We start from the raw sequence: 13,663 nt of genomic DNA, 5'->3' as shown, positions 1-13,663 counted from the left end.
GAGAGTGACCACAGTTTAATATCGCAAAAAAATCTGTTATCTCGGTAACAATACAGAAAAATAATATATTAGCAATAAAGGTAATAAAAAAGCTAAATTATGGGTTTTTTGGTAAAACTCGAATGAATTCCAGAGGTAAACCATCGGTATCGGCGATGAAAGCCACTTCGTAAATGCGATCGCCTATTTGCTGTTGTGTCGGTTCTAAAAGTACCTTCAACGGTTGTAATTCTCCGGGTTGATTCCCGGCAGCTAACAGAACACGTTTTTGTAAATTTGTCAACCAACTAGGTAAATCTGGTGTAATTTCAGTCAGATCGAACGAAAGATGATAATACCCCACATAATGCTCATCAGCAAACGCATCTGGCGCTGGTTTTGGTTCGGGAATTTGGATTAGTTCAATTCTGCCGCCCAATCCTTCCATCCAGCAAGCTAGGGTGTAGCCCGTAGTAAAGCGTTCCGAAATTGTAAACCCTAAATGTTCGTAGAAAGCGATCGCTCGATGAATATTCGCAGTCCGAATAGAAGCGTGGTGCATAATTAGTCATTAGTCATGAGTCATTAGTCATTAGTCAAATGACCAATGACTAATTACCATTACTCAAACAACCTGAAATAAGGGTAGCGCACAGGGACGCCAGGCTCTTTTTCCAAGTCAAAATTGATCACTTCCCAACAGGGATCTTCTGAGCTATCGGGGCTAAACTCCACGGGTAAGCCGTATAAACGCGCAGCAGTGGCTTCTGGTTGTCCAGAACGCCAAGGGGTGCTGCGTTCTAAATAGCCACTCATCAATTCCTGATAGCGTCGAGCAATAATCACTCTTGTTGCTCGATAGCCTTGGGTATAGAGCTTATCTAATGCTTCGTGAATTTCAAACCGAATACCATCGGGATGAGTATGCTGTCTATACCATTCATTATTCCACCTCCGCCAATGACGCCCCGATTGCAAATGGATTAACTCTCCATTTTTAGGATTAGCTTCAAAAGCGCCATGACGCGAACACAAATAGGTATCTGTTAGTGTCAGCGCCGGAATAGTCTGGCGACAGTGGGGACACTGTATTTCCGGCCCAAACATCGGGTACTGCAAGCCTGGATTCATCATGAAGTGCGTACAAACATAATTTTGTCTTCACCAGCACTAGTGCATTGGATTATACACTTCGGCTCCACTACTTTGGGTTACTTGCTCACTGCGGCATAGACACGGAGTTGCGGCAGCAACATTGCTCACTAGTGTTTTCCTCACCATAGAGGCTTAACGGTGTGATATCCTGGTTGTTCAACCAGCCTCAAAGGTTGGATTTTCTCCAGTGTTCCTGGGTACCATATTAATATTCTATCGTGTCTACCGCTTCTTACTGGACATCTCCTGATTTTTCTCAAGCTACCTTCATCGCAGCCAATGCTGTTGTTATGGGTTCGGTAAATATAGCAGCAGGGGTAAGCATTTGGTATGGAGCAGTGGTTAGGGGAGATGTAGAACGGATTGAAATTGGCGAATGCACAAATATTCAGGATGGTGCAATTTTACATGGAGATCCTGGGTTTCCGACAATTTTAGAAGATCATGTGACCGTAGGGCATCGCGCTGTGGTACATTCCGCTTACGTTGAGCGTGGAAGTTTGATTGGCATTGGCGCAGTGATTTTAGACGGGGTACGAGTGGGCGCTGGTAGCATTATCGGTGCTGGTGCAGTCGTAACCAAAGATGTACCTCCTTTGTCCCTAGTTGTGGGCATTCCTGGCAAAGTGTTGCGGCAAGTAACAGAGGCTCAAGCCGCAGAACTTATTGAACACGCTAAACGTTACCAAAAGTTAGCTTTAGTTCATGCTGGTAAGGGTACTGATCTCGGCTTTAAGAAGCCTTAGGGAGTGGGGAGATGGGGAAGATGAGGGAGCAGGGGCGCAGAGGGGCAGGGAAGAAATAACTAATGCCCAATGCCCCATAATTTAAACATTCTTTACATATCTAGTTGGAAAAATTGCCCACTTCAGCTAAAAATAAAAATGAGAGCAGTTGACAAAACTTTAATTTCTACTTAAAAGAGGGGTTCTAGATATGGATATCGATTACCGTATAGCGATCGTTTTAGCACCAGTTGCCATTGCCGCTAGCTGGGCAGTGTTTAATATTGGCGCTGCGGCTTTAAGACAAATTCAAGGCTTTTTGGATAGAGAAGCTTAAAATACGGCTCAATATCATCGATCTTCAATCGGCTGTCTCTCTTCACAGAGGCAGTCGGTTTTATTGATATCAATTAGTGGGCATGGGGCATTGAGCATTGGTTATTCTCCTTGTCCCCATCATCTCCCTCATTCCCTCACTCCCCAATCTCCCCTTCCTTGGATATCGATTCTGTAATACAACCCCTGCAACGTTTTGGTGTCCATCTAGGACTTGATCGCATTGTCAATTTATTGGCAAATCTGGGCAATCCTCATCACCAAGTCCCGATAATTCATGTTGCTGGCACCAATGGCAAAGGTTCAGTATGTGCCTATCTTTCCTCAGTACTCACTGAGGCTGGTTATCGGACAGGACGCTATACTTCCCCCCATTTAGTCGATTGGACGGAACGTATTTGTCTGAATGAACAGCCAATTTCCTCTGAGGAATTGAGCCAATTATTAGAAAAAGTCCAAGCTGCTATTCGTGCTGATGACGAATCTGCAACTCAGTTTGAAGTAATTACGGCGGCTGCTTGGTTATATTTTGCCCAGCAGCAAGTCGATGTGGCTGTGGTAGAAGTCGGACTAGGAGGGCGCTTAGATGCTACCAATGTCTGTTTGAAACCCTTGGTTACAATTATCACTTCTATCAGCCGGGAACACTGGCAGCAACTTGGCCCCACCGTCGCTGACATTGCTGGAGAAAAAGCAGGTATTCTCAAACCTGGATGTCCCGTTGTGGTTGGAGGATTGCCACTAGATGCAGAAGAAGTTGTGCGATCGCGTGCCTTAGAATTACAATGCCCGATTTTTACACCTCAACCCGCCCGTGAAATAGCCTCTGGATGGGCAGAATATCAAACTATCGAAAATTCTAAATTAATTAAATACCAGTTACCGTTAGCGGGACAGATTCAATTAACTAATTCAGCTTTGGCTTTAGCTGCTTTAGAAATTCTCCAACAACAGGGTTGGCAGATTTCTGAAGAAGCCATAACTAACGGCATGGCAAAAACTAAATGGCCAGGGCGGATGCAATGGGCTACCTGGAATAACCATAAATTATTACTTGATGGTGCTCATAATACCGCCGCAGCCCAAGTTCTCCGCCAGTATGTCGATAGCTTAGACGCAGTGAACCACAAGCCAGTCAATTGGGTTATCGGAATGTTTTCTGACAAAGATCATGCTGATATTTTTGCCGCCCTGTTGCGGCCAGGCGATCGCCTTTTTTTAGTACCAATACCAGTAGAATCTTGGCCCGGTAGAACTTCCGCTGATCTAGACTACTTAGCAAATCTAGCTTACAGCCTCTGCCCAGAATTAAGCGATCGCCAAATCCATCCAGATTTATTCACAGCATTGGAAGCCGTAACCTCAACCGCAACCACAGACGATTTAATCGTTTTATGTGGTTCCCTTTATTTAGTAGGCGATTTTTTATCACCCACTAATATAATTCGTAAATCATAATTACGAATTACGAATTACGAATTACGAATTACAAAATTTATCTATTGTTCCACTCTTGCGCCGCATCCTCTACGGCTTTATCTACAGTCTTCTGGTTTAACATTGCTGCTTGCAAGTTCTCGTAAACCGCCTTTTGGAGTTTTTTGAAATCCTTCAAAGTCGGAGTTAATATTTCTGCTTGTTGCAGTTGTTGGGCGGTGATAACTCGCGCTTTTTCTATTGTTGAAGCATTAGCTGGAACATCTTTAAAGTAACTATCAGACAATGCTTTGATTGTAGAAGGTAGGACATTTGCAGCTTTAGCAAAGGCTAACTGATTTTCGTCATTGGTGACAAATAAGGCAAATTTCACAGCGCCGTCTGGTTGTTTGCTATCGCGGGGAATAACTATGTTCATCACCGCAACATTTTTCTTGCCTGTGTCACCAGTGAGTTGAGGTGCTATTCCCGAAGCTTGAGCAATTTTCGGGGCATTATTTGCGATCGTTTTCAGAAACTCTGGCCCAGAAGCTAGAAACGCAGTCTCTCCAGATTGGTATAAATCGATCGCATGGCGATGTCCTTGCGTCAAAGCTTCTTTAGGAAGCAAACCTTTTTTATACAAGTCTACCCAATACTGAAACGCTGCCTTACCTTGTGCTGAATTAAACGCTGCTTTTCCCTCAGCATCTACTAAGGTGACACCCATTTGCACGAAAGATTCCAACACTTCACCGGAATCTTGCGGTACGAAAGTCACAAAAAAGGCATACTTGCCAGTCTTATCTTTAATTTGTTGGGCTGCTTGTGCCAATTCTGCGTAGGTTGCAGGTGTTTTATTGATACCTGCCTGTTTTAATAAATCAGTGTTATAAATGGTTAACCTTGTGGTGAGATACCAGGGAATCCCAAAACTCTTGCCATTAAGCGTACTTGCTTTCCAGATATTCGGTAGATAGGAGGAACGTACATCGTTTGGGACTTTCGCATCTAAATCTAACCAGGCATTTCGTCCGGCAAGTTGGGAAGCAAAACCCGGATTGAGGTTAACTACATCAGGTGGCGTTTTCGCTGAGACAGCTGTTAAAATTTTGTTCTCCATCGCCGCCCAAGGTATATCTACCCAGTTAATCTTTATACCTGGATTTTGCAATTCAAAATTTGCAATTAGGCTTTTGAAGTAGTCGGTAAATTGAGGTTGGAGTTGCATCGTCCAAAACTCAACAGTTGCCGTTCCTGAACTAGCCTGTTTTGTACCTGTACCAACATTACTTGTGCTGCAACTTACAATCCAACTGGTTAATAATCCCAGCAGTGTAAAAGCAACAAGTTGTTTAAATTTTCGCAATTGAATCATTTTCCCAGTATTTTTACGCTTGCTCAGTGTGAAAAGCTTAGATCAGAATTGTCGAGATTATAGGCTAAATAAATTACTTAGCACCAAGTCCATTTCTTAGTATCATTTAAATTTTCAATTTAGCAGTCCAGCGGGCACAAATGTGGTAAAAAGCTTCAATAGTCTGTTTGGCAAATCGAATAAAGGGGTCGGCATTGAACTTGCTCCCGAACGGGTAAATGTAGTTCAGCTACGCAAGCAGCGTCAAGGCTTGAAACTAGAAACCTTTACATCGGTAGCAGTTCCCGAAGGCATAGTTACTGATGGTCAAATCACCGACCCCGCAGCAATGGCGCAATTAATTCAGCAGGCGCTAGCTGAGAGCAAAATCAAAACTTCTCGCGTTGCCACTGGTGTACCAGGGCGAGATTCCATCGTTCGGATCATACCAGTGCCAGCAGAGTTAGATGATAAAGAACTGCGAGAAATGGTGCTCAACCATGAAGCAGGTTTATATTTACCCTATCCTCGTGAAGAAGCTGATGTAGATTATCAGAAACTTGGGTACTTTGTAGATGAAGATGGTATTGAAAAAGTACACGTACTCCTAGTTGCCACCCGCAAGGAGATAACGGATACCTATATAAGTACATTCGAGCAGGCAGGATTACAAATTGATGTTTTAGAAATTAACAGTTTTGCTCTGATTCGGACTATTCGGGAGCAACTGCGGCAATTTGGGCCACAAGAAGCAGCAGTACTAGTTGATATAGAGTTTGACAGTACAGAAATTGCCATCATCGTTAACGGAGTGCCGCAATTTTCGCGCACAGTCCCAATCGGGACTTATCAAATGCAAACTGCCTTAGCAAGGGCAATGAGCTTACCCACATCACGAGATATGGAACTGTTACATGGAATGGTTATTCCGCCAACTCCCATAGACGGCGGCAAAACTGGTGTCACCGAACTCGATCCTGGTATGGCAGCCATATTAAGAGTGTTGGGAGAACTTACAGATGAACTGCGCCGTTCCATCGATTTTTACCTCAATCAAAGTGAAAATTTGGAGGTAGCACAGATTATATTAGCTGGCCCAGGAGGTGGACTCCAACAGCTAGATGAATTCTTTACGCAACGATTGAGCTTGCCAACTACCCAAATAGATCCAATAGGGTCTTTGTCTTTGGAAGTTGACACTGATAAATATCCACAGGTACAACGCTCTGGTTTGGCGATCGTACTAGGTCTAGGAATGCGGGAGGTGTAACAAAATGTACAGCCTAGATGTTAACTTTCTTAAAGACCGCCCAGCATACCAGAAAAAGCCTGAGAGAAAGGGAGGCATATCTCTAAACCTGCCTACGGGGAATATGACACCAGTCTATGTGGGAGTTGCACTAGGTGTAGGTCTTCCAGCTTTATTGGGAGTTGGTTGGTGGTTGTTACAAGGAAAGATTGTTGAATTAGAGGGGACAATAGCACAACTAGACCAAGAAAGCAAGAGATTAGATACAGAAATAGGAAATCTGAATAAAATCAAAGCCGAGACGAATGCAATTAAAGGGGAAACCCAAGCTTTAGTCACCGTATTTGACCAGATTCGACCTTGGTCAGCAATGCTGCAAGATTTGCGCGATCGCATCCCAGCGACAGTGCAAATCGAAAACATCAAGCAAATCCCACCCATTGCGGCAGTGGAAGGGAAGCCAGCAGGCAATCCCGCTGGGGGATTAGAAATTACCGGATTGGCTCGTTCTTTTAACGATGTCAATGATTTCTTATTGAGTTTACAACAGTCTCAGTTCTTGAAGTCCTCAGAAAGCAGAATTCTGACGGCAACGTTAGTAGATGCTCCCTTAACTCCAGGTTTGGGTCAACCTACTAATGCTGTAATAATTAAGCCGCCCCAAGTAGTTAAATACACTATTCAATCGAGTATGAACGATGTTCCAGCGTCGGAATTAATCCGGGAGTTGGAAAAAAAAGGCACAGTGGGGTTAGTAACTCGAATTCGTAGTATGCAACAAACAGGAGTCATTTCAAAATGACGCTGAGTGATGATTTAAATTTTGCCGAACATGGTGGGGAATTCGATTCGGAAACGCCAGCCTACCCCGTGGTATTTGGTATTGCTTTCACACCAAAAATTATTGGGATCTTGGTAGGGGTGATTGGTTTAGCGGGAGCAGGTTATATATTTTTAAACCTGCTGATGCCAGCTTGGGAAAGCTATCAGCAGCAGCAAGCCAAAAGCTCTGAACTGCAAGGGCAAATTGAGCAAAAAAAAGCCAGTATCAAACAGATTGCCAAAGTTAAAGACGAGCTAGCACAGGCAAAACAGCAAAAAGTTCAGGTTTTGGGTTTATTTGCTAACGAAAAAACCTTGGATACATTGCTGTTGGATCTGAACCGATTAATTGACTCTGGCAGTACTCCAACTTCTATTAATGCAGTGAGAGCCAAACTGAAGAAATTTGTGCCAGTTTCCGCCAAACCAGAACCGATTATCGATGGAACTCTAGGACTACAGGTTGACGGTAAACTGCAACGCAGCAGTATCAATGCCGAAATTACAGGAACTTATGAGCAAACACAATCGATAATGCGTAACATTGAGCGTTTACAGCCTTTGTTAATAGTTAAAGATTATCAAGCAACTTTGGCTCCAGTAGAGTCAAGATCGCCATTAGATAAAACGCCGGTTCAGGTAGGGCCAGCAGCGATCAATACTTCATTCCAGTTACAGGTATTGATGCCACTTAGTGCAGAAGAAGTAGCGGCGGCGGCGGCGGCTAAAAATGCCCCGAAAAAGTAGTTAACTTAGAGCCAGGGCGGTTTCTAAGCGCCGATTTAGCGTTAAGTAAACTTAGAGCCAGGGCGAATTTTATTCGCCTACTCAAAATTGTTTGTAAACAAGGTTTTATAAGGTGAGGAATGAACTGTGAAACAGCTTCACGGTAATAGTTTTATATTGGGTACTGCCGCTTTTGTATTTTTGGCAGCTCAACCAGTTTGGGCACAAATTAGTCAAGTTACTAACGTACAGTTAAATCCAGTTAATGGTGGAATTAGCGTTGCTTTGAAAACTTCTTCAGGGTCGCGCCCCCAAGTTTTCACTACAAAAAGAGGCAAGACTTTAGTCGCAGATATTATCAATACTCAATTACGATTACCACAAGGCAATAGTTTTCGTCAAGATAGCCCAGCACCAGGAATTGCCTCCGTTGAGATTAATCAGCTTGATGCCAATAGTATTCGGGTGACCGTAACTGGTAGTAATAATACACCTGAGAGTCAACCCGTGGTGCGATCGCAAAATGGAATTACACTCAGCTTTAGCCCATCCACAGGCACTACAGCATCAGCACCAACACCAGCAGCGCCAACATCCACAGCACCGCCTGTTACTACTCCAGCCCAACCGGGTCAGAAGCCAGATGTTCTTGTTCCTAACCCGGAAGTCACCATTGACGGACAACCTGCACAAGCAGCTGGGCCAGGTCAACCGGTGAGTCAGGCTCCACCTTTCTTACCTAGAGCTGTCGCGCCACCAGTGGGAGATATTGCCATCTCTAATACTGATGCTTCTCCTAGCACCATTGACTTAGGAACTCAGGAACGTGTACCCCGTTTAGTATTGCGAGATGCACCGGTGCGTGAGGTTTTGTCACTACTTGCCCGTGCTGCTAGTTTGAACCTGGCTTATATCGGAGGCGAGCAAGCTGCTGGAGGTCAGCAAGGTGGTGCTGCTAATGCACCAGCAGTTTCTCAAACAATCTCGTTAGATATAGAAAATGAGCCAGTGCAAGATGTGTTTAACTACGTCTTACGCTTGAGTGGTTTAGAAGCGAATCGCAGTAATCGCACGGTTTTTGTTGGGCCTAAACTACCTAATTCCACCCGTGACATGGTTATGCGTAGCCTGCGACTCAATCAGGTGACAGTGGGAGTCGCCTTGAACTTTTTGGTCGGCTTGGGAGCAGAAAGTGCCGTCAGCCGCGAACGACAAGTTACCAGTGTTAATGCCGTACCCGTGGGTACTGGAGTTGCTCCTATCACCCAAACTCAGACAACTACAGAAACCAAAGTTGAAACTCAACGCGTTAATTTTACAGACTCTAACCCATTACTTAGAGGTTTACAGGCATTAGGAGATGAGCGCACCAATTCCCTGACTTTGATTGGCCCTCCGCGGCTAGTTGAGATGGCCATGGCTCAACTAACTCAGCTTGATATCCGCCGTCGTCAAGTAGTAGTCAATGTCAAGATTATCGATGTTAACCTCTTGAACACCCAGGACTACAACACTAGCTTTTCCTTTGGGGTTGGTAATAACTACTTTACAAATGATGGCGGTGCAGCATCTCTAAATTTTGGCGGTTCGAGACCAGCTACTAGAGCTGAAACGTCGAGCAGCGTGACTAGTACGCCAGTTATCCAGAATCCCGTTACAGGTGGAACATTTTTGGGTGATGGGTTTTTTAACTCTCAGGGCAATATACCATCAGCTACTGCTGATGTAGGTAATCCACTACAACCAGGTATTACAGAGTTTACTCCAGGAACTCCGGCAACAGCCACAACCGCTGGAACTCCTGATCAATATACATTTGCTCTCCCAACTTTATTCCAGTTCCCTAAACGTCTTCTCGCTAGCTTGCAGGCTCAAGTACAAAATGGCAACGCCAAGATTTTGACAGACCCGACCTTAATTGTCCAAGAAGGTCAAACCGCTAATGTGAATCTGACTCAGGAAGTGGTAGGCAATATTAAAAGGGAAATAGTTCGCGATGCGAATCTTGCTACAGAAACTATTTCAGCTGAAAAAGACCGAGTAGGTTTAACCCTAGCTGTCAAAGTTGAGCGGATTGATGATAACGGTTTTGTCTCTCTATCGGTAGCTCCTGTCGTCAAAGCACCCCAAGCTCCAGCTACTATCAACGTTGGAGGAGGCGGTACCCAACAAATATTCTTGGTATCGGAGCGCTCTCTTAATTCTGGCTCGATTCGCTTGAGAGATGGTCAAACACTAATTCTTTCAGGCATCATTCAAGACGCAGACCGGACAACTGTCTCTAAAATTCCCATCTTGGGTGATCTTCCACTAATTGGTTCGCTATTTAGAAGTACAAACAGACAGAACCAGCGTAATGAGGTAATTGTATTACTCACACCTCAGATTATGGATGACACAGAGAACTCCTCCTATGGCTATAACTACGCCCCCAGCCCAGAAGTGCGGCAAATCCTTGAGCGTCGAGGGTTGAAGGTTCCTGGCAGGTAATAAGGATAATGGACAAGGTGAGTCACTTCTGGCAAAGGCTCAGATCCCCGACTTCTTTAAGAAGTCGGGGATCTTTTTGTTCACTGAATTCTCCGTGCAGAGCAGATAAGCGGCTGAGGCGTTGCAGCGGAATACTGGAAGTTAGTATTTCATTGTGCTGTAGAACAAAATAGATATAGGTTTGTAGCTCAGTCAGCTGACAAAAACGGGAAATACTTTTATGACAGCACTTACATTAAACCTCAATTCTGTAATTAAACTGACAAGAGATCAATTTTATCAATTGTGTGAAGAAAACCCCGATTTAAAATTAGAACGCAATGCCCAAGGAGAGTTGATTATAATGCCACCTACGGGAGGAGAAACAGGAAAAAGTAATTCTACTATTAACGCTCAAATATGGTTCTGGAACGACCAAAATCAATTGGGCGAAGTTTTTGATTCATCAACTGGATTTACTTTACCTTCAGGGGCTGACCGTTCTCCAGATGTTTCTTGGGTGGAAAAATCTTGTTGGGATGCTTTGACTAAAGAACAAAAAGAAAAATTTATTCCTTTATGTCCTGATTTTGTTATCGAGATACTTTCGCCTAACGACAGCTTAAAAAAAACTCAGAACAAGATGCAAGAGTATATCGAAAATGCTTGTCGTCTAGGTTGGTTGATCAACCGAAAAAACAGGAAGTAGAAATTTATCGTCCAGGACAAGATGTGGAAGTTTTAGAATTTCCTCAAACTATTTCCGGGGAAAATGTTTTACCTGGTTTTGTACTCAATATACAAAGAATTTGGTAACCGATTCTGTGTGTGGACTTTAGTTATCACATACTGATAAAACATCAACTGGGGTTGTGGCTACGTTGGTAGACATCCAGCTTGAAAAATCTGTTCGGCGGTTAAATTCAATTCCGGGAAAGTAGGCGAAACGATGCGATTACTGCCTATAAATTGAGTAACTTGGTATTCACCATCGATTTCAACAATCACACCATCATATAATCGTACCTTCCGCCTTCGGGTCGCCACGCTGCAAAATCTTCAAAGGTCAAAAGAGGCAGGGGAGCAGGGAGCAGGGGGGAGGATTGGACGGAGCTTGTACTCCGACCAATCAAGAACGTCTTAGAAAGACGGGGCTTGATACCCATGTTCCGCTCCGCTTCACGGCTTCGGGGCTTTCTATTGCTCCCCCTGCCCCCTGCCCCTCCGCCTCTTCGGTCATACCCCTATGAAGAAGTAAGCTACGCGTAGCGTCTTGCAACACGCTGCGCGAACGCAGAAAAGAATTTATGATAGCGATCGCCATCATAAATGTTAAGAAAGATGTAGCTAATGGATAGCCTTCTAGGGGAGAGGTTTTAATTTTTTCTTTTTTCCTGCTAGAGAAGCTTGCTAGGGAATTAAATTTCGCGTTGGCTTTTCCACATCACGTGAAAAGTGATCAAAATCCCCGATTTTTTAGAGAAATCGGTAACCTGAGCCTTCGATTTCCATAAAAATTGGTTAATCTCAGCAATAACTCTTCAACAACGGTAATTAATCCCAACAAACGCTGACCATCTTCCACCTCTCCACTCCTCTGTTTTATTGGCAATAGGGGTATTTACTAGGTATTTTTTCCTACTTTTGGGGTAGTTTTTAGTGAAACAACTACCCTAAAATTACAAAAAATCCTGAAATCTATATAAATTAATGGTTTCATCTATCCACATCAGGCTACAACACCTTAGAATGATTCATTGAAAAGTCGAGCCGATGGGATGTACAGCCGTTTTGAGTAAAAATACTCCCAAAGGATGATTTTTGTATTTCTGCGAACAGAGATTTCAGTACAGATGCATCAGGGTGCATCCGTAAAAAATCTCAAGTAAACCTTCAGGAGTTTGACATGAACAAAGGTGAATTAGTTGATGCCGTAGCTGAAAAAGCTAGTGTTACCAAGAAACAAGCGGATGCAGTCTTAACTGCCGCTTTGGAAACGATTATTGAAGCGGTTTCCTCTGGTGATAAGGTAACGTTGGTAGGATTTGGCTCATTTGAATCACGGGAACGTAAAGCCCGCGAAGGTCGCAACCCGAAAACAAATGAAAAGATGGAAATTCCAGCGACGAGGGTTCCTGCCTTCTCGGCAGGAAAACTGTTTAGAGAAAAGGTAGCACCCCCAAAAGCATAGGTTCTGTCTTCGGGAACCATTTTTTAATGCGGCAACCTGCACACGGGGGAAATTTAGCCTGGGCAGCAGCACTGGCTGGCTGTCCCCCTGATGCTATTCTGGATTTTTCTGCTAGCATCAGCCCGTTGGGGCCTCCAAACAGCGCGATCGCTGCTATCCAGTCCCAAATTGGTAATCTTAAGCACTATCCAGACCCAAACTATAGTGAACTGAGACTAGCTCTCAGTCACTTCCATCAATTGCCTCCTGAGTGGATTCTGCCGGGTAACGGCTCCGCAGAATTACTCACTCTCATAGGCAGGGAATTAGCTGAATTAGCCGCGACAATTTTAATAACTCCAGCCTTTGGCGACTACTACCGAACCCTGAGGGCGTACAACGCTAATGTGCTGGAGTGTCCTTTGTCATTAGTGAGCCAGTGCGGTCTTCTCCCAAGGGGAGACGCCAAGGGCGATGGGGGTTTCCCCCATGAGCAACTGCGAACCCGAAGGGTCACTGGTCATTGGTCATTATTTCTTGACACAGGAGACAGGACAAACGACAAAGGATTATTGCTGAATAATCCCCACAACCCAACCGGAAAAATTTTTTCACGGGACTCTATTTTGCCCTATCTGGAGCAATTTGCTTTGGTTGTGGTAGATGAAGCATTTATGGATTTTGTGCCACCCAATGAGGAACAAAGCCTGATTCCGGTGGTACAGGAATATGCGAATTTAGTAGTATTGCGATCGCTAACCAAATTTTACAGTCTTCCTGGGCTGCGATTAGGATATGCGATCGCACACCCCGACTGCCTAGCTAAATGGCAGCTATGGCGTGACCCCTGGCCCGTAAACACGCTAGCGGCGGCGGCGGCAATTGCGGCACTCCAGGATACGGAGTTTCAGCAGCAAACCTGGGCATGGCTACCACCTGCACGAAACCAACTCTTTCAGGGTTTGGCTGAAATATCAGGATTGCAACCCCAAGTAAGTGCTGCTAACTTTTTACTGGTTAAGTCCCAAGAGTCTACTTCGCAGTTACAGCAACAATTACTCAAGCATCACCAGATTTTAATCCGCGATTGCCTTAGTTTTAAAGAACTAGGCGATCGCTTTTTCCGGGTTGCTATACGTTCCAACTCCGATAACCAACGCTTACTAACAGCGTTAAAAGAGAGTTAGGAGTTATAAGTTATAAGTTAGGAGTTATAAATTTAAGAAGGGTTTTAATTCCTAATTCCTAATTTCTAATTC

12 protein-coding genes and 2 pseudogenes are annotated in these 13,663 nt (G+C 44.2%); 10 read left to right on the top strand and 4 right to left on the bottom strand.

Annotation, left to right across the window (positions count from 1 at the left end; translation table 11 throughout):
* Nucleotides 1–97: 97 nt before the first annotated feature.
* Together F8R90_RS28370 and F8R90_RS28365 are read right to left on the bottom strand one after the other, a co-directional pair.
* A complete protein-coding gene (locus F8R90_RS28370; protein ID WP_196512788.1) occupies nucleotides 98–541 on the bottom strand; it encodes a VOC family protein in 444 nt (147 codons plus the stop codon).
* 59 nt (nucleotides 542–600) lie between these two features.
* The gene (locus tag F8R90_RS28365; RefSeq protein ID WP_442946757.1) at nucleotides 601–1,110 is read right to left on the bottom strand and encodes a TIGR02652 family protein; all 510 of its coding nucleotides are present in this window, start codon (nucleotides 1,108–1,110) and stop codon (nucleotides 601–603) included.
* Between the two features lie 242 nt (nucleotides 1,111–1,352).
* Between F8R90_RS28365 and F8R90_RS33580 the strand changes: the two genes are divergently transcribed.
* From F8R90_RS33580 to F8R90_RS28350, 3 genes are all read left to right on the top strand, one after another.
* Nucleotides 1,353–1,880 (top strand): gamma carbonic anhydrase family protein, encoded by a 528-nt coding sequence (locus tag F8R90_RS33580; protein WP_196512789.1) that lies wholly within the window; start codon nucleotides 1,353–1,355, stop codon nucleotides 1,878–1,880.
* 190 nt (nucleotides 1,881–2,070) lie between these two features.
* Nucleotides 2,071–2,196 carry a photosystem II protein Y gene (locus F8R90_RS28355; RefSeq protein ID WP_069072075.1) on the top strand — a complete coding sequence of 42 codons (126 nt, stop codon included), beginning with the start codon at nucleotides 2,071–2,073 and terminating at the stop codon, nucleotides 2,194–2,196.
* Nucleotides 2,197–2,354: 158 nt separating this feature from the next.
* Complete coding sequence (locus tag F8R90_RS28350; RefSeq protein ID WP_196512790.1) at nucleotides 2,355–3,653, top strand: bifunctional folylpolyglutamate synthase/dihydrofolate synthase; 1,299 nt, start codon at nucleotides 2,355–2,357, stop codon at nucleotides 3,651–3,653.
* A 37-nt stretch (nucleotides 3,654–3,690) separates the two neighbouring features.
* On the opposite strand, the gene F8R90_RS28345 is transcribed toward F8R90_RS28350, so the two are convergent.
* Complete coding sequence (locus tag F8R90_RS28345) at nucleotides 3,691–4,989, bottom strand: ABC transporter substrate-binding protein (protein WP_196512791.1); 1,299 nt, start codon at nucleotides 4,987–4,989, stop codon at nucleotides 3,691–3,693.
* A 142-nt stretch (nucleotides 4,990–5,131) separates the two neighbouring features.
* Here F8R90_RS28345 and pilM point away from each other — a divergent pair, with 142 nt between their 5' ends.
* The 5 genes and pseudogenes from pilM (at nucleotide 5,132) to F8R90_RS28320 (ending at nucleotide 11,050) form a co-directional block, all read left to right on the top strand.
* Nucleotides 5,132–6,238: a type IV pilus assembly protein PilM gene (gene pilM, locus F8R90_RS28340; protein WP_190899348.1), complete on the top strand. Its 1,107-nt coding sequence runs from the start codon at nucleotides 5,132–5,134 to the stop codon at nucleotides 6,236–6,238.
* A 4-nt stretch (nucleotides 6,239–6,242) separates the two neighbouring features.
* Entirely contained in the window at nucleotides 6,243–7,019 is a 777-nt protein-coding gene (locus tag F8R90_RS28335; protein WP_196512792.1) for a PilN domain-containing protein, read from the top strand.
* On the top strand, nucleotides 7,016–7,786 hold the full coding sequence (locus F8R90_RS28330) for a pilus assembly protein PilO (protein ID WP_196512793.1): 771 nt from the start codon (nucleotides 7,016–7,018) through the stop codon (nucleotides 7,784–7,786). The genes F8R90_RS28335 and F8R90_RS28330 overlap by 4 nt, the downstream gene beginning before the upstream one ends.
* A 126-nt stretch (nucleotides 7,787–7,912) precedes the next feature.
* Nucleotides 7,913–10,255 (top strand): AMIN domain-containing protein, encoded by a 2,343-nt coding sequence (locus F8R90_RS28325; protein ID WP_196512794.1) that lies wholly within the window; start codon nucleotides 7,913–7,915, stop codon nucleotides 10,253–10,255.
* Nucleotides 10,256–10,475: 220 nt separating this feature from the next.
* A pseudogene (locus tag F8R90_RS28320) lies at nucleotides 10,476–11,050 on the top strand (Uma2 family endonuclease).
* Between the two features lie 60 nt (nucleotides 11,051–11,110).
* Here F8R90_RS28320 and F8R90_RS28315 read toward each other — a convergent pair.
* Nucleotides 11,111–11,230: pseudogene (locus F8R90_RS28315) on the bottom strand (Uma2 family endonuclease); the annotation flags it as partial.
* Nucleotides 11,231–12,140: 910 nt separating this feature from the next.
* Between F8R90_RS28315 and F8R90_RS28310 the strand changes: the two are divergent.
* A complete protein-coding gene (locus F8R90_RS28310; RefSeq protein ID WP_010998076.1) occupies nucleotides 12,141–12,425 on the top strand; it encodes an HU family DNA-binding protein in 285 nt (94 codons plus the stop codon).
* A 26-nt stretch (nucleotides 12,426–12,451) separates the two neighbouring features.
* Complete coding sequence (cobD, locus tag F8R90_RS28305; protein WP_196512795.1) at nucleotides 12,452–13,591, top strand: threonine-phosphate decarboxylase CobD; 1,140 nt, start codon at nucleotides 12,452–12,454, stop codon at nucleotides 13,589–13,591.
* Nucleotides 13,592–13,663 lie beyond the last annotated feature (72 nt).

Origin of the sequence: Nostoc sp. NZL (assembly GCF_015714705.1) — a bacterium.
In the GTDB taxonomy this organism is placed as follows: Bacteria; Cyanobacteriota; Cyanobacteriia; order Cyanobacteriales; family Nostocaceae; genus Nostoc; species Nostoc foliaceum_A.
Note: the sequence above shows the minus strand (reverse complement) of the source record. Positions and strands in the feature narration are given on the sequence as shown.

Coding starts and splice junctions, on each gene's coding strand:
- cobD (WP_196512795.1), top strand. CDS start 12,452: ATGCGGCAACCTGCACACGGGGGAAATTTAGCCTGGGCAGCAGCACTG.
- F8R90_RS28355 (WP_069072075.1), top strand. CDS start 2,071: ATGGATATCGATTACCGTATAGCGATCGTTTTAGCACCAGTTGCCATT.
- F8R90_RS28365 (WP_442946757.1), bottom strand. CDS start 1,110: ATGAATCCAGGCTTGCAGTACCCGATGTTTGGGCCGGAAATACAGTGT.
- F8R90_RS28330 (WP_196512793.1), top strand. CDS start 7,016: ATGACGCTGAGTGATGATTTAAATTTTGCCGAACATGGTGGGGAATTC.
- F8R90_RS28310 (WP_010998076.1), top strand. CDS start 12,141: ATGAACAAAGGTGAATTAGTTGATGCCGTAGCTGAAAAAGCTAGTGTT.
- F8R90_RS28370 (WP_196512788.1), bottom strand. CDS start 541: ATGCACCACGCTTCTATTCGGACTGCGAATATTCATCGAGCGATCGCT.
- F8R90_RS28345 (WP_196512791.1), bottom strand. CDS start 4,989: ATGATTCAATTGCGAAAATTTAAACAACTTGTTGCTTTTACACTGCTG.
- F8R90_RS28335 (WP_196512792.1), top strand. CDS start 6,243: ATGTACAGCCTAGATGTTAACTTTCTTAAAGACCGCCCAGCATACCAG.